Here is an 18,132-nt window from a genome sequence, read left to right on the forward strand (position 1 = left end):
CGGTCGCGAGCGATGGTTCGCTTTGGGTCAGATTCGAATTTCTGAGAGTGCTCTGAAAGCGAGAGATGAACCAGTTGGACCGGAGCCGTCATGCAAGGGAGCCGGGCTGCCGTTAATGTTCATGGGCATGATCGCAGCCTCGAAAAAGAAAAGGCCCGGCTCCTTGGAAGGGGCCGGGCCGGAGGATGGATGGGTTACTCGGCGGCGATGCTGTGGGCTGCCTCGGGGGCGGCCGGCGGTTCTGCCGTTCCGTCGTCGCCGGCAAGAAAATCGGGCAGGGTGACGGCATCGCTCCCGGCGTCCGGCGCCGGGGCATCGTCACCCGCCGGCCGCAGCAGCTCGGGCAGCCAGCCGCTGTCGGTGAGCAGCCGTTCGGCCTCCTTGGCCATGTCGCCCTTCTTCAAGTGGTCGATGAGCTGGGCAGCCCGGTCGCCGACGCCTTCCCGCACCGCCTCCAGGATGCGGGACTTGGTGACGCGGCCCAGGTAGTTGTCGGCGGTGGGGTGCCAGCCGGCCTCCACCAGGTCGAGATCGACGGCCCCGGCCAGGCGCCCGGCCTGGGTCAGCCGGCGGTCGAGACCGTGCTGCGACAGGCCGGCGCCGCCAAAGCGGTCCACCTTCTCATAGAGGGCGTTGACGCCGAAGCTGACGCAATGGGCGAGCAGGGCCAGGCGGCTGGCGTCGTCGAGGGCGGCGAGCCAGTTCCACAGGGCGTCGTCGCCCTCCGGCAGCTCGGCCTCCCAGGCGGCGTGCCGTTCGGCGACGGCCTTGGCCGGCGGGCTGTCGGCGAGGTTCGCCGGCTGGGCCGGGAAGGAGACGGAGCGGACGAAGGCTTCCAGGCAGGCCCCTGCTCCGCCATGCCGGAACGTGTCGCCGACCAGCTTGTGTAGCAGCAGGGTCAGGGCGACCTGGGGGTGCTCGGCGACGGCGTCGCGCAGGGCCAGGGTGCGGTAGGCGGTCAGCTCCATCACCAGCCGGTCGGGCAGGGGCTTGATGGCGCCATCCTCCTCCTCCTCGGGAGCGGTGGGCTGGCAGCCGACGGTGACCACGGCGACGGGCGGCGACAGGGGAACGGCGCCGGCCGGCTCGCCATCGGGTTCGACGGCAGCCGGCGGCTCGTCCTCGGGGCGGACATATCCGCGGTCGATCACCGGGCTGCCGTCGGCGCCGATGCTGACGAAGGCGCCGGCAAGGCCGATCTCTGCCGGGTCGAACCGCAGCGGCCGGCCGGCGAAGGTGTCCAGCGCTGTCTCGATCTCGCCGAGCCGGCGGTCGGTCTCGTCTGGCAGTTCCTCGGCCTCGGCGTACTCGTCCTCAATCCGGTCATGTTCCGCTTCGAGGGCCTCGACCGTCGCCCGCTCTTCGGGGGTCAGGTCGGCTGCCGTGCCAACCAGCTTGCGCAGGCCCTGGGTATGGCCGTAGGGAAAGCCGAGATCGGCGACGACCCACTTCCAGCCCTCGCTGGCGATCTGATCGGCCAGGGCCTTCAGCTTCTCAGCGACCAAGCGGTCGAGCAGGGCCACGTCCTCAATCCAGCCGCCGTCGTCGGACTGGAAGAGATCGCGCAGGACGATGCCGCCGGCCGTCTCATAAGCCTCCGTGCCGACGAACTGCACCCGCTTGTCGGCGGCCCGCACGGTGTTCTCGGTCAGCATCCGGCGGATCTGATAAGGCTCCCGGTTGTAGGAACGCTGGACCGCCTCCCACACCTGTTCCTGACGGGCGTGATCGGAGGAAATGGTGAAGGCCATGAGCTGGTCGAGCGACATGCCGTCCGCGGCATAGACGTCGAGCAGGACCTCGGACACCGAGACCAAGCGCAGCCGCTGCCTGACGACGACGGCCGAGACGAAGAAGGCGGCGGCGATCTCTTCCTCGGACAGTCCCTTCTGGCGCAGGGCGAAGAAGGCGCGGAACTGATCGAGGGGGTGGAGGGGGGCGCGCTGGACGTTTTCGGCCAGCGAATCTTCCTCGGGGATGCCGCGGTCGCGGACGACGCAGGGGATCGGTGCGGTCTTGAGCAGGCGCTTCTGCTTGATCAGCAGTTCCAGCGCCCGGTAGCGACGGCCGCCGGCCGGAACCTCGTACATGCCGGTTTCGGCGCCTTCGGCGTCGAGGATCGGCCTGACGCTCAGCCCCTGCAACAGGGTGCGCCGGGCGATGTCCTCGGCCAGTTCCTCGATCGAGACGCCGGCCTTGACGCGGCGGACGTTGGCCTGGGAGAGGACGAGCTTGTTGAAGGGGACGTCGAGGGAGGGCGACAGGGTGATCTTCTGGACAGCGGCCATCGGGTGAATCTCCGCGACGGGCGGCCGGAAGACTCTCCCCGGCCTCCAACCCGTCACGAAAAACCCGGCCTTCCTCTTCCTCTCTTCCGGCGCCGCCACAAACCCGGAAAGCCGGAAGGGCGGATTTAAGGAAATCCGGAAAACCGGCGGGCCAGGAGGGATGGGGCTGGACCGGTCGTTCCGGAGACGGGCTTGCGTGCCCCGTCAGGCCAGCAGGGCATCGAGTGCGGCCTGTGGGCATCGGCTTCCAGCAGGTAACGGACCTGGGTGGAAAGCCCCTCGTTGTTAATGCTGGCGGCCTCCGCCGATTTCAGATCATGGACCATCGCGTCCAGATCGGTATCCGTGACGCCGTTCCGGGTGAGACGCTCGACGCAGTCGGCAACCGGCCCGATGGCGCTGGCGGGAAGCGCGATGTTCTCGGCCTCGTGGCGATGCCACAGCCAGAGGAAATAGCCGAGCGCCGTGTCGCCGTTCGCCATCTCGTATTGCCAGTCGCTGCGCGGGAACCTGGGATCTTCCCCCTCGTCGCCGTATTCGGCCTGGAGGTAGCCGTCCGGTCCCGCGAAATCCCAGGGGATGGCGAAGTGAACGGCCAAGGCGGCGATCGGCTGGTCCTGCGTTTCGATTTCATCGTCGCAGTGCTTCCGGTAGGTCAGGAAGCGGAAGCGATCCGCCGTGACGCAGAGGCGATCGGCTTCCGACCGCATCAGGGCCTGGCTGTCGTCCCGCAACTCGATCAGGCTCGGGTCGGCTTCCGCCGCTGTCCGTTGCCGATCGTTGAGATCATCCCGCGGGTCGGTTTCGAAATACCAGACCCGGAAATCATACCGTTCGATTTGGTGGATCTGATGCTGCTTGATCAGGCGGGCCATTTGGACGATGAATTCGGCGGTTTGCCGCTCGATGTCGAACACCGCCAGGGCCGGGGCACCAAGCCCTTCACCGCCGCCATGGCACTCGACGGCATAGCGCTTTAAGTCGGTCATCGTGAGATCTCCTTGAGGCGGGTTTCTCCGGATGCCGAGGGATGGTCGGGAAAGACGCCACGCCGGCGTGCGCCGGCGTCACCGACGATTGGCCCGGGGCGATTGGTCCGGGCCGGCGGCGAACCCGCGTCATCGGCTTTGTCGGGGGACGCCGTCCGCCATGGCGAGCCGGCGGATGCCGTCCATGATGCTGCCGGTGCGATGGGCCGCATCGGCGTAGACCGACAGCGGGTGGGCGGCCTCGAACAGGAGGTCGCGTTCGATCCCCAGCCCGAAGGGCAGGCGGAGCGAGGCCAGTTCCGACAGGCTGAAGGCCCCTAGTTCCGGGCAGCCGAAGCCGAGGTCCGCCAGCCCGAACAGGGTGTCTCCGTCCCGGTCGAGTTCGGTTGCCAGCCAAGTGGCGGCACCCATCGGGTTGAAGAGTTTCACCACCGGGATGTGATCGGCGCCGCGCCGAAGGCCGTTGGCCAGGAGACAGGCGCGCAGGTCGTCGGTGAGGAGGATCATGCCGCCCTCCCATGTTTCATGCTTTGCCCGGCACCGGCCTCCGGCAAGAAGCCGAGTAGGAAGTCCGCCGCCTTGCTGGCCTGGGAGGCGGCGCGGATGATCGCCCGGTTGTCCTCGCGGAGCACGTCGAGCCAGGCGCTGATGTAGTCGGCGTGGCGCACGGTCGGTACGATGCCGAGCGAAGCGCAGCAGAAAGCGGCGTTGATTTCGGCGATAAGCTCCTCGAAAGCGTACTTCTTCGAGCCGAACGATCCGGAGAGATCGCGGTTCAGCCGGTGCCTGGCGCCCGAAGCGTGACCCAGTTCGTGAAGCGCGGTGCGGTGCCAGTTGATCGGCTCGAAATACGCCTGGGGCGGCGGCACCTGCACATAGTCGCCGTTCACGGCGTAGAAGGCGCGGTTGCCGCCGATGTGGAAATCGATGCCGGTGGCCCGGATCAGGGCATCCACCGTAGGCTCGATCAGGCCGGGCGAGGGTGGTGGGACGGCAGCGGCCATGTCGTCCGGCAGGCCGTCGCACTGGGCGGCGTTGAACAGGGTGAAGCGCTTCAGGAAGGGGACCGCCTGGGGATTGTCGCCGGTTTCACGCGCCCGCTTCTTCTCGCCGTCCGGGACGAAGCGGTCGGCATAGACGACGGTGGTGCCGCGCTCGCCCTTGCGGACGTTGCCACCCAGGGACAGGGCCTGGCGGAAGGTCAGCCAGCTCTGGCAGGGAAAGCCGTGCTGGATGACGGCGCCCCACAGGATCAGCACGTTGATCCCCGAATAGAGACGGCCGGTGCCGGCGTTCCTCGGCATGGCGAGCGGCGCTTTCCCCGCCGCCGTGCCCCAGGGCTGAACCCAGGGGACGCACCCGCCCTCCAACTGGGTGATGATCGTGCCGGTGATCTCGTCGTACAGGCTTGTCCGGCCGGTGCCGGGCTGGGTGGACTGTCTGGACATCGCGGGAACCTCCGCGACGGGCGCCGGAAGCCTCTCCTCCGGCTCTCAACCCGTCACGGGATTCCCGTCCGCACTCTCACTCTCGCTCTGCGTTGGCGCGGTCATCCGCCCTCGTCCTGGCCCTCACTTTCGATCCGGCGTCGGTGCGCGAGCTGACACGACCGTTTCTTCAGGAGCAGATCCTCTACCCCCAAGTCGAGTTGATTGGGATCTCGTCGTTTGGAGCGTCGCCCGAAAACGGTGCGCTGCATCTGCCAGAGTTGCAGGCGCAGGGACTCCAATTCCGCCAAGCCGGCTTTCTGACGCTCGACGAGCTCGGTCAGATCGCGTACTGGCTGCTGGAACTAGACGGTGTGGACTGCGATGAGGAAGGTGCTGACCTCACTGCGCAACGTCTCGGCATCCTGCGCCAAGCTGCTGGCGGCATCCAGCACCCCCGTCGCAGCGGAACCGGTTTCCAGCACCGCTTGGTTGACACCGACGATGGTGGAGGACACCGCGGTCGTGCCGCGGGCAGCCTCCGTCACATTGCTGGCGATGTCACGGGTGTCATCCCAGCGCCGCCGCGAGTTGGCTGGAGATGCGGGTGGCTACAGCCTTGATGGGATCATCGGCCAGATGAGCATAGCGGGCTGTCGTCTGGATCTGGGTGTGTCCGAGCAGCTTGCCGATCATCGGCAGGCCCTCACCGACCAGCAGCCCGCCCGAGGCGAAGGTATGCCGCAGGTCGTGGATGCGGGCTTCCTCAATCCCAGCCGCTTTGCGGATGCGCCGCCACGGCTTTTGCAGGTCGGTGAGATAATGACCCTCGATCTTGCCGGCGATGACGTAGGGGTTGTCGTCGGCCCGCGGCAGCTTTTCCAGCAGGTCATGGACGGCTTGGCCGAAGTGAACGGTCTTGGCTCCGGTCTTGCTGTCCGGCAGGTCGAGTTCGTTTTCTTCGAGGTTCACATAGGCCCATTTGAGGGTCTGGATTTCCGACAGCCGGCAGCCGGTGAGCAATAGCAGTCGGAAGGCGGCAACAGCGTACTGGCTCTCCGTGCCGGCAACCTCGGCCTCTCTCAGAACCTCGCCGAGCCGTTGGATCTCCTTGGCCGAGAGAAAGCGTTCCCGCTTGTGCTCGGGATAACGCTCGATGTCCTCGCATGGGTTGGTGTGTTTGTCGCGGATGCCCCAGGTCTCGGCGAGGCTCATCATCTTGGACAGGACGCCGAGGGTACGATTGGCCTGATAGGGGATGTGGGAGTAGGTGCCATGAAGATCGGCGACATCGGCCGGGGTGACGGTTCGAGTCCGCTGGGTGCCGAAGAACGGATTGATGAACAGTTCGATGGCGCGCTTGTACTCGCCCTGCGTTCTCGGCTTGCAGCGGACGGCGACATGTTCCTTGAGGAAGCGCTCGCCCAATTCCTGGACGGATGTGGATTGCCGTTCCTGGTCGCGAAGCGCTGCCGGATCGCCATCGGCTCCGCGCACATTGCCGAGCATGCGCGTCGCGTCCCTGCGGGCGCGTTCGGCCGTGACGGGGCCGAACTGTCCGAGCATGACGCGGCGGGTGCGGCCATGGCGGCGATACTGGATCAGGAAGAAGCGTTTGCCGCTCGGCATGACGCGGACGCCGAAACCCGGCAGATCGCTGTCGAAGACGATATAGTCCTTTTCCTTCACCGCGAACTGCTCGACGGAACGTTTGGTGAGCTTCTCCTTGGCCATGGCGGGTTACCTTTCCGATCCAGAGGGTGGCGCCGGAGTTTTGTGGAAGCGTCGTGGAAGCGTCGCGACGAAAGTCACAGCGTATGGCGTCGTAGGAAAGAGTGAGATGGTGTCGTGAAAAAAACAAGTGATAACAATTAGTTGGCTTGGTTTTGGCGGATAGCGGCGGCGATGGCGTAGGATCGAAAAACTTGCCGAAATCTAACTCATAACCTGAAGGCCGCAGGTTCAAATCCTGCCCCCGCAACCAAATCAAAGCCCCTGAAAGCAAACAGCTTTCAGGGGCTTTTTCTTGTCTCCATCCAGAAGCGCCGAACCGCCAGCGCCGAATCGCGCGAACACGCATTGGTTGTGGGAAGCGCAATGGTGATGGAAACTCAAGGCGATAAGCTTGCGGAAATTGGGTGTGGTTCACAGCATAGGGGCGTGCCATCCACGAATCAGATCAACGCAATGGTCCCTCAGGAGTTTCTGGAGCGGGTTTCCAGCACGTTGGTATCGGCCCCCGCACCGTTGGGCAACTGACCCACCCTTTGCTGGAGTTGCTGGAACTGATCACCGGATGGAAAGCACCTATCTGACCCGCGTCGACGCGGAGGCCGGTGTCCAGACCATCGTGTTTTCCCGCAACAGCAAGACCATGCGGATTCCCGAAGGCTTGTCGGTGCCCTGGGACGACACGCTGTGCAAGCGCGCACTGGACGAGGGGCGGGCCTACACGGAGGATGTGTCCGCCTGCTGGGGGGATTCGGAAGCGGCCCGGAGCCTCGGCATCAAGACCTACGCCAGCACGCCGGTCTATCTCGAAGACAACAGGCTGTACGGGACGCTCTGCGCCGCGAGCACGGAGAGCCGACCCTTTTCGCTGGAAGGGCGGCAGGTCCTGACGCTCTTCTCGACGCTGATCGCCCAGCACATCGATCGTGCCCCGGGGTGTGGTGTCTGAGGAGGCTTCGTGTTCCTCGGCGCGCTGAGGCTGCCGGTTTACTCCGCTGAGATGACAAGCGGGTCGCCCGCAGGGTTGCACAGCACGGCCAAGCTTTCCATGGTCATGTAGCGTCGGCATACAGCCCACTCGTCATGTTGCTCCAGCAGCAGGGCGCCGACCAGTCGGGTGACGGCGGCTTCGCATGGGAAGATGCCGACGACATTGGTGCGCCGCTTGATCTCGCCGTTCAGGCGTTCCAAGGGGTTGGTGGAGTGCAGCTTGGTGCGCAGGTCCTTGGGATAGGCCATGTAGGCCAGCACGTCGAACTCGGCCTCGTCCATCAAGGCGGCCAGTTTGGAGAAGCGCGGCCGCAGGCTGTCGGCGACGTGTCGCCACTGCTCGTGGGCGGCCTGGGCGGTCTCCTGGGCAAAGGCGGTGCGGATGGTGGCGGCGACCATCGTCTGGTGCGCCTTGCCGACGCAGGCCAGGAGGTTCCTCATGCAATGAACACGACACCGTTGGAGTGTCGCGCCCAGCACCTTGGAAGCGGCGGCCTTCAGCCCGAGATGAGCATCGGCGATCACCAGTTTCACTCCGCGCAGCCCCCGGCGCGTCAAGGAGCGCAGGAACTCGCTCCAGAAGATTTCGGCTTCCGACAGCCCGAGACCGAGCCCCAGCACCTCGCGCCGGCCATCGGTGGTGACGCCGATGGCGAGTATGGCGGCAACCGAGACGATGCGGCCGTCCTGGCGCACTTTGACATAGGTGGCGTCCAGCCACACAAAGGGCCAGTCACCCTCCAGCGGCCGGTTCAAAAACGCCTGGACGCGCTCGTCGATGTCCTGGCACAGGCGGCTGACCTGGCTCTTCGAGATGCCGATCATGCCCATCGCCTTGACCAAGTCATCGACGTTGCGCGTCGAGATGCCCTGCACGTAGGCCTCCTGGATCACCGCGACCAGCACCTTCTCCGCCGTGCGCCGTGGCTCCAGGAAGGCCGGGAAGTAGGAGCCGCGCCGAAGCTTGGGGATCCGAAGGTCGATGGCCCCGGCGCGGGTTTCCCAGCTCCGCTCGCGATACCCGTTGCGCTTGGTCTGCCGCTCGTCCGTGCGCTCGCCGTAACCGGCGCCGCACAAGGTTTCGACCTCCAGTTCCATCAGCCGCTGGGCGGCGAAACCGACCATCTCGCGCAGGAAGTCAGCGTCGGCGCTCTTCCCAATCAGGTCCTGAAGAGCGATCCTGTCCTCGGTCATCGTGGTCTCCGTCACAGTTGATGGTCGTCAAGCAACCTCAACTTACCGAAGACACACGGTGACCGCCTGCTTCCGAACGGCTGGCCCGCCTGCGCCAGCTAGGGGGGAGCGCTCCGGCGGGCCAGCCTCACGTTCGGACACCACTCACCGGGACGCGACCTGGTTGAACTCCTGCGCAAGCTGGACATGCCGCGCCATGACCTCGGCGATGCCGATCAGTGGACGCGGCGAAGCTGGAACCTTGCCGCCGCCATCCGCGAAGGCCGTAACATCCTCAGCCAAAAGCGACCGCAACGCACCCATGTCGCCATTGCGCGATGCGGTGAAGAAAGTGGCGGCGATTTCCAATCCATGCTCCTTCGTCACCGCGAAACGCGGTCGGGCGGCCTGGATATGCTCCCGCGCCCGGCTGGCGAGCTTGCGGCATGCCGCGGGTTCACGGCCAATGGCACTGGCTACGTCATCAAAGCCCATGCCGAAAATGTCATGGAGCAGGAAGGCGGCGCGCTCCAGTGGCGACAACCGTTCCAGCGCGATCATCAGCGGAAGCGTGATGTCATCGTCGGTGTCCGGCTCCCCGTCCTCGAAGATGGGTTCGGGGAGCCATGGTCCGATATAGGTCTCGCGCCTGTGCCGGGCGGATTTCAACTCGTTGAGGCAAAGGCGCGTGACGATGGTGCGCAGCAGGGCAGCCGGTTCGCGCACCGCATCACGGTCCGTCGCCAGCCACCGCGCCCAGGCATCCTGAACGACATCCTCGGCGTCCGCCACCGATCCCAACATCCGATATGCCAGCCGGACAAGGCGCGGCCGCAAATCGGCGAATGAGGGTTCTGGCCGCATGCCGTTCATTTCAGCACCGTCCTGCCTTTACTCCGCGACAACCGAGCTCACCCTGTAAAGGCTGGGCGCGACCGATTTCGCAAGCCCGGCGAACTGCTTGAGCTGGTCCTGCGTCCCAGGCTTCTTCATGAACCCCTCGAAATGCTCCTTCGACACCCATTGCGCATAGTTGACGACTTTCCGGCCGTCGAAGCTGCTGTGAATGCTGACCGAGATGAAGCCAGGCTGATGCCGGATCGTGCTTTCGGTCGCCTCGGAAAGCGCCTTCGCAAGCTCGGCCTGCTTTTCAGGCTCGACCTCATACACGTTGATGAGCGTCAGGCTCTCGGCTTGAGAGTCGATCGTCGCTGTCGTCTTCCCGGCCATCGTCATCTCCTTTGCGAGCTGCCGTTACAAAAGACATGACAAGGATGGCCCCGGAAATGTGACACGCGACGCGCGTTTCAGAGGCCAACCTTCACGGATCGTCTGGTCATCGGGGAGGGCCCGACGGAGGTCGTCGGGAGCTCGACCGCCAACGGCCCGTTGCGGACGCAATGACCCATCAGCGCCCCCTGGCTCCTCGTCAATGATTGTCGCGCGGGATTCCCATGGTCTGGGCGATGCGCTGGTACTTGACCGCCGGCTTCAGAATCATGCCCTCGTCCAGTTGGCCGACCAAGCCGCGCTGAATTTCCTGCCAGGGCGTCTGCGACGGCGGCACCGGGTAGCCGCCCGCGGCGTCCAGGGCGGCACGGCGATCGGCCAGTTCCGCTTCGGGGATCAGGATATCGGCGGAGCCGCGGCGCAGGTCGATCCGCACCCGGTCGCCGCTGCGCAGCAGGGCCAGCCCGCCGCCCACCGCCGCTTCCGGCGATGCGTTGAGAATGGACGGCGAGCCCGAGGTGCCGGATTGGCGGCCGTCGCCGATGCAGGGCAGGGAATGGACACCCTGCCTGATCAGGTCGGCGGGCGGACGCATGTTCACCACCTCCGCCGCTCCCGGATAGCCGATCGGTCCGGTGCCGCGGATGACCAGGATCGTGTAGGCGTCGATGCCGAGCGACGGGTCGTCGATGCGGTGGTGGTAGTCCTCCGGCCCGTCGAAGACGACGACCTTCCCCTCGAATGCCTCGGGATCCTGGGGGTTGGACAGGTAGCGTTCGCGGAACTCCTCGGAAATCACGCTGGTCTTCATGATGGCGGCGTTGAACAGGTTGCCGCGCAGCACGACGAAGCCGGCGTTGATCCTCAGCGGCTGGTCGATCGGCAGGATTACCCGGCTGTCCATGATCGGCTGATCGCGGCAGTTCTCGCCGATGGTCCGGCCGTTGACGTTGGGCGCGTCCTCGCGGATCAGGCCCTGGCCGATCAGTTGCGCCACCACGGCGGGGACGCCGCCGGCCCGGTGGAAGTCCTCGCCGAGATACTCGCCCGCCGGCTGGAGGTTGACCAGCAGCGGCACGCCCAGCCCATGGGTCTGCCAGTCCTCCACCGTCAGCGGCACGCCGACATGCTTGGCGATGGCGTTGATGTGGATCGGCGCGTTGGTCGATCCACCGATGGCCGAGTTCACGACGATGGCGTTGAGGAAGGCGTTGCGGGTCAGGATGTCCGACGGCTTGATGTCCTGGCGCACCATCTCGACGATGCGCTTGCCGGTCTCGTAGGCGGCCTGCTGGCGCTCGCGGTAGGGGGCGGGGATGGCGGCGGAGCCCGGAAGCTGCATGCCCAGCACTTCCGCCAGCGAATTCATGGTGGAGGCGGTGCCCATCGTGTTGCAGTAGCCGGTCGAGGGGGCGGACGAGGCCACCAGTTCGATGAAGCCCTGATAGTCGATCTCGCCGGCCGCCATCATCTGGCGGGCCTTCCACACGATGGTGCCCGAGCCGGTGCGCTCGCCGCGGAACCAGCCGTTCAGCATCGGGCCGACCGACAGGGCGATGGCCGGGATGTTGACGGTGGCCGCCGCCATCAGGCAGGCCGGCGTGGTCTTGTCGCAGCCGATGGTCAGCACGACGCCGTCCAGCGGATAGCCGTGCAGCACCTCGACGAGGCCGAGATAGGCGAGGTTGCGGTCGATCGAGGCGGTCGGCCGCTTGCCGGTCTCCTGGATCGGGTGGACGGGAAACTCGATGGCGATGCCGCCGGCGGTGCGGATGCCCTCGCGCAGGCGTTCGGCCAGGACCAGATGATGCCGGTTGCACGGGCTGAGGTCGGAGCCGGTCTGGGCGATGCCGATGATCGGCGCGCCCGATTGCAGCTCCTCCCGCGTCAGCCCGAAATTCAGGTAGCGCTCCAGATAGAGCGCGGTCATGTCGGGGTTGTCGGGGTTGTCGAACCACGCGCGCGAGCGCAGCCGACGCCCTGAATCGGAGGAACTGGGGGGGAAGGGGGGCTTCGTCTCGGACATGTCGACACCGGTTTCGGGTTGGGGCGCGGACCGGACGGCCCGGCGCCGGGGGTGGGGGTGAAGCTCGTTCGTCGGCATCGGGCCGCGCGCCTGTCCGCCGGGAAACGCCCTGTTGCCGGACCCGTTGCGGGGCCTTCTACCAGTCGAAGGAAGCGGTGCGGTGCCAGCGCCCGACCATGCAGGCGTCGGCGACCAGGGACAACGGGCGGGCGTCGATGTCGCTTGCCCCGTCCTCGATCAACCGATGGAAATGGCGGTAGATGCGCCGATACTCGGTGTCGGGCTCGGCCAGGGCCGGCGCGCCGTCCACCGTCAGGCGGGTCCCGCCATGGGTCAGGTCGAGACGTCCGTCCGTCGTCTCGATGACGATGGACCAGGTCTGCCCGCCCTGCTGGAGGAAGTCGAAATCGGCGGTGACACGGCCGATGCGATGGCCGATGCGGGAGCCGGGGGCCGCGCCCATCTCCAGCGTGGCGGCGATGGGGGTGTCGCGGTTGGCCGGGACGCGCAGCTCCGCCGAGCGGACGAAGACCGGGGCCGGCAGAATGTCGGTCAGGATCGACAGCGCGTTGATGCCGGGATCGAAGACGCCGAAGCCGCCGGTCGCGAAGATCCAGTCCTGGCCCGGATGCCAGCGCCGCACATCCTCCTTCCAGGTGATGGCGACGCTGTGGATGGTGGCGTCGGCCAGCCGGCGCCTGGTCTCCTCCACCGCCGGGTTGAACTGTGAATGCCAGGCGGTGAACAGGGTGCGCCGCGCCGCCTCGGCCTCGGCCTCCAGATCGTGAAGCTCCGACAAAGTGGCGACGGGCGGCTTCTCGATCAGCGCGTGCTTGCCGGCGCGGAGCGCCTCGACCGCCAAGCCGTGGCGGACGGCGGGCGGCGTGCAGAGCGCCACGGCGTCGAGACCGGGCAGCGCCGCCAGCATCTCCGCCTGGGAGCGGAAGGTCGGGACGCCGTCCGTGGTGGCGCCATCCGGGCTGACCACGGCGGCGAGATGGAACAGGCCGGTGGCGGCGATGGCCGGGATGTGCTGGTCGCGGGCGATCTTTCCCAGACCGACGAGGCCGAGGGTGGGGAGCGTCATGGCGATGTGTCCGGTTGGGGCAGGGTGGACGGCGGCGAGGGAACCCAGGTCCCGAAGCCGCCGTCAGACCTTGCCCTTGTTGTAGACGTCGAAGCAGACGGCGGCGAGCAGCACCAGACCCTTGATCACCTGCTGCCAGTCGATGCCGATGCCGAGGATCGACATGCCGTTGTTCATCACGCCCATGATGAAGGCGCCGATCACCGCACCCGTCACCCGCCCGACGCCGCCCGAGGCGGACGCCCCGCCGATGAAGCAGGCGGCGATCACGTCCAGCTCGAACGACACGCCGGCCTTGGGCGTGGCGGTGTTCAGGCGGGCCGCGAAGATCAGCCCGGCCAGCGCGGCGAGGACGCCCATGTTGACGAAGGTGTAGAAGGACAGGCGGCGGGTGTCGATGCCGGACAGCCTGGCCGCCTTCTCGTTGCCGCCCAGCGCGTAGACGCGGCGGCCGATGGTGGTGTCGCGGGTGACGAAGGCGTAGAGGCCGATCAGCAGCGCCATGATGATCAGGACGTTCGGCAGCCCCTTGTAGGAGGCCAGCAGCCAGCCGATGCCGGCCATCGCCGCGAACAGTCCGGCGCTCTTGGCAACGAACAGCGGCAGCGGCTCCTGCTCGATGGCGAAGCGGTGGCGGCGCAGGCGGGCGGCGACGCTCAGGCCGATCAGGATCGCCGGGGTCGCCACGCACAGCAGCAGCGTCGTCAGGTGGAAACCGCCCGTCGCGAAGACGTCCGGGATGAAGCCGGAGCTGAGAAGCTGGAACTCCACCGGGAAGGGGCCGACCGACTGCCCGGCGAGCAGGGCGAGGCTCAAGCCCCGGAAGACCAGCATGCCGGCCAGCGTCACGATGAAGGACGGGATGCGGAAATAGGCGACCCAATAGCCCTGCGCCGCGCCGATGAGGCCGCCGGCCGCCAGACAGATCAGGGCGGTGGGGAGGAAATGCAGGTTGAACTGCACCATCAGGATGGCGGCCAGCGCGCCGATGAAGCCGACGATGGAGCCGACCGACAGGTCGATGTGCCCGGCGACGATCACCAGCAGCATGCCCAGCGCCATGATGACGATGTAGCTGTTCTGGAGCACCAGATTGGTCAGGTTCAGCGGCTGCAACAGCGTGCCGCCGGTCATGTACTGGAAGAACGCCACGATCGCCAGCAGCGAGATCAATATGCCGTAATCGCGCATGTGGCTCTTGAGGAATTTCGCCGGGGAGGCGTCGCGCGGCTGGGCCGGCAGGTTGATTTCGGCGCTCATTGCGGATACTCCCGGGGGCCCGTGCCGTCGACGGGCCTGGTTCCCGCCGTGCTGCCCGCCATGCCGCCCGACATGATGGCGTGCATGATTTTTTCCTGGCTCGCCTCGGCCGCCGGCATCTCGGCCACCAGCGCGCCCTCGTTCATCACGTAGATGCGGTCGGCGACGCCCAGCAGCTCCGGCAGCTCCGACGAGATCAGGATGACGCCGCGGCCCTCCGCCACCAGCTGGTTGATGATGGTGTAGATTTCATACTTGGCGCCGACGTCGATGCCGCGCGTCGGTTCGTCCAGGATCAGCAGTTGCGGGTCGGCGAACAGCCATTTGCTCAGCACGACCTTCTGCTGGTTGCCGCCGGACAGGTTGACGGTCTCCTGGAACACGCTGGAACAGCGGATGCGCAGGCGGCGGCGGAAGTCGTTGGCGACCTCGATCTCGCGCTCGTGATGGATCACCCCGGCCTTGGCGACGCCGTCGAGGTTGGCCAGCGTCACGTTGTGGCGGATGTCGTTGTCGAGCACGAGGCCGTAATGCTTGCGGTCCTCGGTGGCGTAGGCCAGCCCGCTGTCCATCGCGCGGCGGATGGTGGAGACGTCGATCGTCCGCCCGTTCAGGCGGGCCGTGCCGCGGATGTTGCGGCCGTAGGAGCGGCCGAACAGGCTCATGGCGAATTCGGTGCGGCCGGCGCCCATCAGCCCGGCGATGCCGACGACCTCGCCCCGGCGGACGTGCAGGTCGATGTCCTTGACGACGCGGCGGCCGGGGTGGACCGGGTGATCGGCGCTCCAGCCCTCGACCTCGAACAGGATGTCGCCGGGGGTGCCGGCCCGCCGGGGGTAGCGGTCGGCGAGGTCGCGGCCGACCATGCCCTTGATGATGCGGTCCTGGCTGATGGGGGCGTCGCGGCAGTCCAGCGTCTCCACGGTCGTGCCGTCGCGCAGGATGGTGACGCGGTGGGCGACCCTGGCGATCTCGTTCAGCTTGTGGGAGATCAGGATCGACGCGATTCCCTGGGCCTTGAAGCGCAGCAGCAGCGCCAGCAGTGCGTCGCTGTCGCTTTCGTTCAGGCTGGCGGTCGGTTCGTCGAGGATCAGCAGCTTGACCTCCTTCGACAGCGCCTTGGCGATCTCGACCAGCTGCTGCTTGCCGACGCCGAGGTCGGTGATCAGGGTCTCCGGCGAATCGGTCAGCCCGACCATGCGCAGCAGGTCGCGCGCGCGCAGCGTCGCCGCCGTCCAGTCGATGATCCCGCCGCGCGCCCGTTCGTTGCCGAGGAACAGATTCTCGCTGATCGACAGCAGCGGCACCAGCGCCAGCTCCTGGTGGATGATGATGATGCCCAGCCTCTCGCTGTCGGCGATGCCGCGGACGGCGACCGGCTCCCCCCGGAAACGGATGTCGCCCTCGTAGGAGCCGTGCGGATAAACGCCGCTCAGCACCTTCATCAGCGTGGATTTGCCGGCGCCGTTCTCGCCGATCAGCGCGTGGATCTCCCCCTCGCGGACCGAGAGGTTGACGTTGTCCAGGGCCTTGACCCCGGGGAACGTCTTGGTGATGCCGCGCATCTCAAGGATGGTGTTCATGCCGATGCCCCCGGTCTCCCCGCCTTTCCGGCCGTCTTTCCGGTGCCGCGACGGGCGCGGCGGCGCACCCGTCTGCCGCCGTGCCCGCCACGGCCCTGCGGTCACTTGATCTGGGATTCCTTGTAGTAGCCGCTGGCGATCAGGGTTTCCTTCCAGTTCGACGCGTCCACGCTGACCGGTTTCAGCAGGTAGGACGGAACCACCTTCTTGCCGTTGTCGTAGGTCTTGGTGTCGTTGACCTGCGGGGTGCGGCCGCTCAGCATGTCGTCGACCATGCCGACCGCGACCTTCGCCAGCTCGCGGGTGTCCTTGAACACGGTGGAGCGCTGCTCCCCGGCCAGGATCGACTTGACCGACGGGACCTCCGCGTCCTGCCCGGTCACCACCGGCATCGGCAGCGAGGCCGAGCCGTAGCCGACCCCCTTCAGCGACGAGATGATGCCGATGCTCAGGCCGTCATAGGGCGACAGCACCGCGTCGACCCGCTTGCCGGAATAGTAGGCGCTCAGCAGGTTGTCCATGCGGGCCTGGGCGACGGCGCCGTCCCAGCGCAGGGTGGACACCTTGCCCATGCCGACCTGGCCGCTGCCGACCTTCAGCGTGCCGCTGTCGATGTGGGGCTGGAGCACCGACATGGCGCCGTCGTAGAAGAAATAGGCGTTGTTGTCGTCGGGCGAGCCGCCGAACAGCTCGATGTTGAACGGCCCCTTGCCGTCCTTCAGCCCCAGGGCCGCCTCGATGTAGGAGGCCTGGAGGACGCCGACCTGGAAGTTGTCGAAGGTGGCGTAGTAATCGACGTCGGTCGATCCGCGGATCAGGCGGTCGTAGGCGATGACCTTCACGCCGCGTTCCGCCGCCTTGCGCAGCACGTCGGTCAGCGTCGTCCCGTCGATGGCGGCGATCACCAGAACCTTGTCGTTCTTGGTGACCATGTTCTCGATCTGGGCGAGCTGGTTGGGGATGTCGTCCTCGGCGTATTGCAGGTCGGTCTTGTAGCCCTTTTCCTGGAAATACCTGACCATGTTGTTGCCGTCGTCGATCCAGCGGGCCGACGACTTGGTCGGCATGGAGATGCCGATGGTGGGCTTGGTCTGCGCCAGGGCCGGGGCGGCGGTGCCGGCGACGGCCAGCAGGCCGACGGCCAATCCGGTGAGCGTGGACTTGAAAGAAGACATGGACCGCTTCCCTTCCCGTTCCGTGACACGCCGTTCGCCGGCGTTGCCGCACCAAGCACGGATGGCTCGCGCCGCGATGGTTTGCGTATCCAGCAATCCTCCGTTTCATCATAACTGTCAAATACGATTGTTCGATGTTTCGATATGGGTTTTGATATCGGTGAAAGCGGAGTCCGGCGACGCGGCGGACGATGCGGCGCGGCGCGGGGCTGCCGCCGTCTCCCGCACCGCGCCCAGCACGGTGCGGGCGCCGGGCGACAGCGGGCGCTCCTTGAGCCAGAAGATCCCGTAGGGTTCGACGCTGAACCGCTTGTGGAAGGGCAGGATCGTGCAGCTTCCGCTGGGTGAGAACAGCCGCGCCAGCGCGCGGGCGAAGACGGTGACCGAATCGGTTTCCGCCACCATTGCCATCGAGATGACGGGGGAGGCGCTCTCGATCACCCGCTGCGGCGGCGGCACCCCCTCGGCGCGGAACAGCGCCTCGACGCGGTCGCGCAGCAGCGAGCCCACCGGCTGGAGGATCCAGGTCGTGTCCGCCAGATCCGCCGTGGTCAGCGGGCGGTTCAGTCGCAGCAGCGGGTGGGTGTCGCGGCCGACGAAGCACAGCTCCTCGCTGTTGATCTCCTGGTAATCGAAGGCGGAGGGATCGAACCGTCCCGGCAGGCGGCCGATGGCGAAATCCATCACGCCCTGGTGGACCCGCTCGGCCAGCACGTCGCTGGTTTCGACCGCGACGGCGATCTTCAGGCCGGGATGGTCGCGGGTCAGCGCGCTGATCACCGGCACCACCAGTTCCACCGCCGGGGCCATCACCGTGCCGATCGACACCCGGCCGCTGTGCCCGGCCAGCAGGGCGTTCAGTTCTTCCCCCGTCTCCTGAAGCTCGCTGAGGATCATCCGGGCGTGGCGGATCATCAGGCTGCCGTACCAGTTCGGCTCGACCCCCCGGCCATGGCGGTCGAACAGCGTGATGCCCAGCGTCTCCTCCAGGTCGCCCAGCAGCTTGGAGGCGGCGGGCTGCGACATGTTCAGGCTGGCGGCGGCGCGGTGCAGGTTGCGGTGTTCGTCCAGCGCCGCGAAGAGCTGGAGGTGGCGCAGCTTCAGCCGCACCCGCTGGAACCAGTTGGCGGAAAAACGTTGGGGTGTCACGGTGTCAGCCTCCGGTCGGGCGCG

General features: G+C 66.7%; 16 protein-coding genes and 1 pseudogene. 1 reads left to right on the forward strand and 16 read right to left on the reverse strand.

Annotated elements, in window-relative coordinates:
- Positions 1-194 precede the first annotated feature (194 nt).
- The 7 genes and pseudogenes from JN22_RS09540 to JN22_RS09570 all read right to left on the reverse strand — a co-directional run bounded on the left by JN22_RS09540 (position 195) and on the right by JN22_RS09570 (position 6,438).
- Positions 195-2,288, reverse strand: a complete 2,094-nt coding sequence (locus JN22_RS09540; protein ID WP_085553718.1) for a ParB/RepB/Spo0J family partition protein — start codon at positions 2,286-2,288, stop codon at positions 195-197.
- Between the two features lie 125 nt (positions 2,289-2,413).
- A complete protein-coding gene (locus JN22_RS09545) occupies positions 2,414-3,277 on the reverse strand; it encodes a hypothetical protein (RefSeq protein ID WP_085553719.1) in 864 nt (287 codons plus the stop codon).
- Positions 3,278-3,406: 129 nt separating this feature from the next.
- Positions 3,407-3,784 carry a DUF2958 domain-containing protein gene (locus JN22_RS09550; protein WP_085553720.1) on the reverse strand — a complete coding sequence of 126 codons (378 nt, stop codon included), beginning with the start codon at positions 3,782-3,784 and terminating at the stop codon, positions 3,407-3,409.
- Entirely contained in the window at positions 3,781-4,725 is a 945-nt protein-coding gene (locus tag JN22_RS09555) for an ArdC family protein (RefSeq protein WP_085553721.1), read from the reverse strand. The genes JN22_RS09550 and JN22_RS09555 overlap by 4 nt, the downstream gene beginning before the upstream one ends.
- Before the next feature lie 101 nt (positions 4,726-4,826).
- Positions 4,827-5,066: pseudogene (locus JN22_RS09560) on the reverse strand (IS66 family transposase); the annotation flags it as partial.
- A gap of 3 nt (positions 5,067-5,069) precedes the next feature.
- Positions 5,070-5,222, reverse strand: a complete 153-nt coding sequence (locus tag JN22_RS09565; protein WP_179166110.1) for a hypothetical protein — start codon at positions 5,220-5,222, stop codon at positions 5,070-5,072.
- A gap of 52 nt (positions 5,223-5,274) precedes the next feature.
- Positions 5,275-6,438, reverse strand: coding sequence for a tyrosine-type recombinase/integrase (locus tag JN22_RS09570; RefSeq protein WP_085553723.1), 1,164 nt, complete (start codon positions 6,436-6,438; stop codon positions 5,275-5,277).
- Between the two features lie 562 nt (positions 6,439-7,000).
- Between JN22_RS09570 and JN22_RS09575 the strand changes: the two genes are divergently transcribed.
- Entirely contained in the window at positions 7,001-7,384 is a 384-nt protein-coding gene (locus tag JN22_RS09575) for a GAF domain-containing protein (RefSeq protein ID WP_223677652.1), read from the forward strand.
- A 38-nt stretch (positions 7,385-7,422) separates the two neighbouring features.
- Here JN22_RS09575 and JN22_RS09580 read toward each other — a convergent pair whose 3' ends face one another.
- From JN22_RS09580 to JN22_RS09620, 9 genes are all read right to left on the reverse strand, one after another.
- Positions 7,423-8,619, reverse strand: coding sequence for an IS256 family transposase (locus tag JN22_RS09580; RefSeq protein WP_085553231.1), 1,197 nt, complete (start codon positions 8,617-8,619; stop codon positions 7,423-7,425).
- Positions 8,620-8,763: 144 nt separating this feature from the next.
- Positions 8,764-9,471, reverse strand: a complete 708-nt coding sequence (gene sigJ / locus JN22_RS09585) for an RNA polymerase sigma factor SigJ (RefSeq protein WP_085553724.1) — start codon at positions 9,469-9,471, stop codon at positions 8,764-8,766.
- A gap of 18 nt (positions 9,472-9,489) precedes the next feature.
- A complete protein-coding gene (locus JN22_RS09590; protein ID WP_085554615.1) occupies positions 9,490-9,828 on the reverse strand; it encodes an antibiotic biosynthesis monooxygenase family protein in 339 nt (112 codons plus the stop codon).
- Positions 9,829-10,027: 199 nt separating this feature from the next.
- Positions 10,028-11,854, reverse strand: coding sequence for an IlvD/Edd family dehydratase (locus JN22_RS09595; RefSeq protein ID WP_085553725.1), 1,827 nt, complete (start codon positions 11,852-11,854; stop codon positions 10,028-10,030).
- 136 nt (positions 11,855-11,990) lie between these two features.
- Entirely contained in the window at positions 11,991-12,941 is a 951-nt protein-coding gene (locus tag JN22_RS09600) for a Gfo/Idh/MocA family protein (protein ID WP_085553726.1), read from the reverse strand.
- Positions 12,942-13,004: 63 nt separating this feature from the next.
- Complete coding sequence (mmsB, locus tag JN22_RS09605) at positions 13,005-14,201, reverse strand: multiple monosaccharide ABC transporter permease (protein ID WP_085553727.1); 1,197 nt, start codon at positions 14,199-14,201, stop codon at positions 13,005-13,007.
- Positions 14,198-15,784 carry a multiple monosaccharide ABC transporter ATP-binding protein gene (gene mmsA / locus JN22_RS09610; protein ID WP_085553728.1) on the reverse strand — a complete coding sequence of 529 codons (1,587 nt, stop codon included), beginning with the start codon at positions 15,782-15,784 and terminating at the stop codon, positions 14,198-14,200. The genes mmsB and mmsA overlap by 4 nt, the downstream gene beginning before the upstream one ends.
- A 101-nt stretch (positions 15,785-15,885) precedes the next feature.
- Positions 15,886-16,959, reverse strand: coding sequence for a multiple monosaccharide ABC transporter substrate-binding protein (gene chvE, locus JN22_RS09615; protein WP_085553729.1), 1,074 nt, complete (start codon positions 16,957-16,959; stop codon positions 15,886-15,888).
- A gap of 117 nt (positions 16,960-17,076) precedes the next feature.
- On the reverse strand, positions 17,077-18,108 hold the full coding sequence (locus tag JN22_RS09620; RefSeq protein ID WP_085554616.1) for a LysR family transcriptional regulator: 1,032 nt from the start codon (positions 18,106-18,108) through the stop codon (positions 17,077-17,079).
- Positions 18,109-18,132: the final 24 nt, after the last annotated feature.

Source organism: Azospirillum agricola, assembly GCF_020005195.1.
Lineage (GTDB): Bacteria > Pseudomonadota > Alphaproteobacteria > Azospirillales > Azospirillaceae > Azospirillum > Azospirillum agricola.

Bases quoted from the DNA above. Each gene is read 5' to 3' on its own strand.
- JN22_RS09540 (WP_085553718.1), bottom strand. From the start codon at position 2,288: ATGGCCGCTGTCCAGAAGATCACCCTGTCGCCCTCCCTCGACGTCCCC.
- JN22_RS09545 (WP_085553719.1), bottom strand. From the start codon at position 3,277: ATGACCGACTTAAAGCGCTATGCCGTCGAGTGCCATGGCGGCGGTGAA.
- JN22_RS09550 (WP_085553720.1), bottom strand. From the start codon at position 3,784: ATGATCCTCCTCACCGACGACCTGCGCGCCTGTCTCCTGGCCAACGGC.
- JN22_RS09555 (WP_085553721.1), bottom strand. From the start codon at position 4,725: ATGTCCAGACAGTCCACCCAGCCCGGCACCGGCCGGACAAGCCTGTAC.
- JN22_RS09570 (WP_085553723.1), bottom strand. From the start codon at position 6,438: ATGGCCAAGGAGAAGCTCACCAAACGTTCCGTCGAGCAGTTCGCGGTG.
- JN22_RS09575 (WP_223677652.1), top strand. From the start codon at position 7,001: ATGGAAAGCACCTATCTGACCCGCGTCGACGCGGAGGCCGGTGTCCAG.
- JN22_RS09580 (WP_085553231.1), bottom strand. From the start codon at position 8,619: ATGACCGAGGACAGGATCGCTCTTCAGGACCTGATTGGGAAGAGCGCC.
- sigJ (WP_085553724.1), bottom strand. From the start codon at position 9,471: ATGAACGGCATGCGGCCAGAACCCTCATTCGCCGATTTGCGGCCGCGC.
- JN22_RS09590 (WP_085554615.1), bottom strand. From the start codon at position 9,828: ATGGCCGGGAAGACGACAGCGACGATCGACTCTCAAGCCGAGAGCCTG.
- JN22_RS09595 (WP_085553725.1), bottom strand. From the start codon at position 11,854: ATGTCCGAGACGAAGCCCCCCTTCCCCCCCAGTTCCTCCGATTCAGGG.
- JN22_RS09600 (WP_085553726.1), bottom strand. From the start codon at position 12,941: ATGACGCTCCCCACCCTCGGCCTCGTCGGTCTGGGAAAGATCGCCCGC.
- mmsB (WP_085553727.1), bottom strand. From the start codon at position 14,201: ATGAGCGCCGAAATCAACCTGCCGGCCCAGCCGCGCGACGCCTCCCCG.
- mmsA (WP_085553728.1), bottom strand. From the start codon at position 15,784: ATGAACACCATCCTTGAGATGCGCGGCATCACCAAGACGTTCCCCGGG.
- chvE (WP_085553729.1), bottom strand. From the start codon at position 16,959: ATGTCTTCTTTCAAGTCCACGCTCACCGGATTGGCCGTCGGCCTGCTG.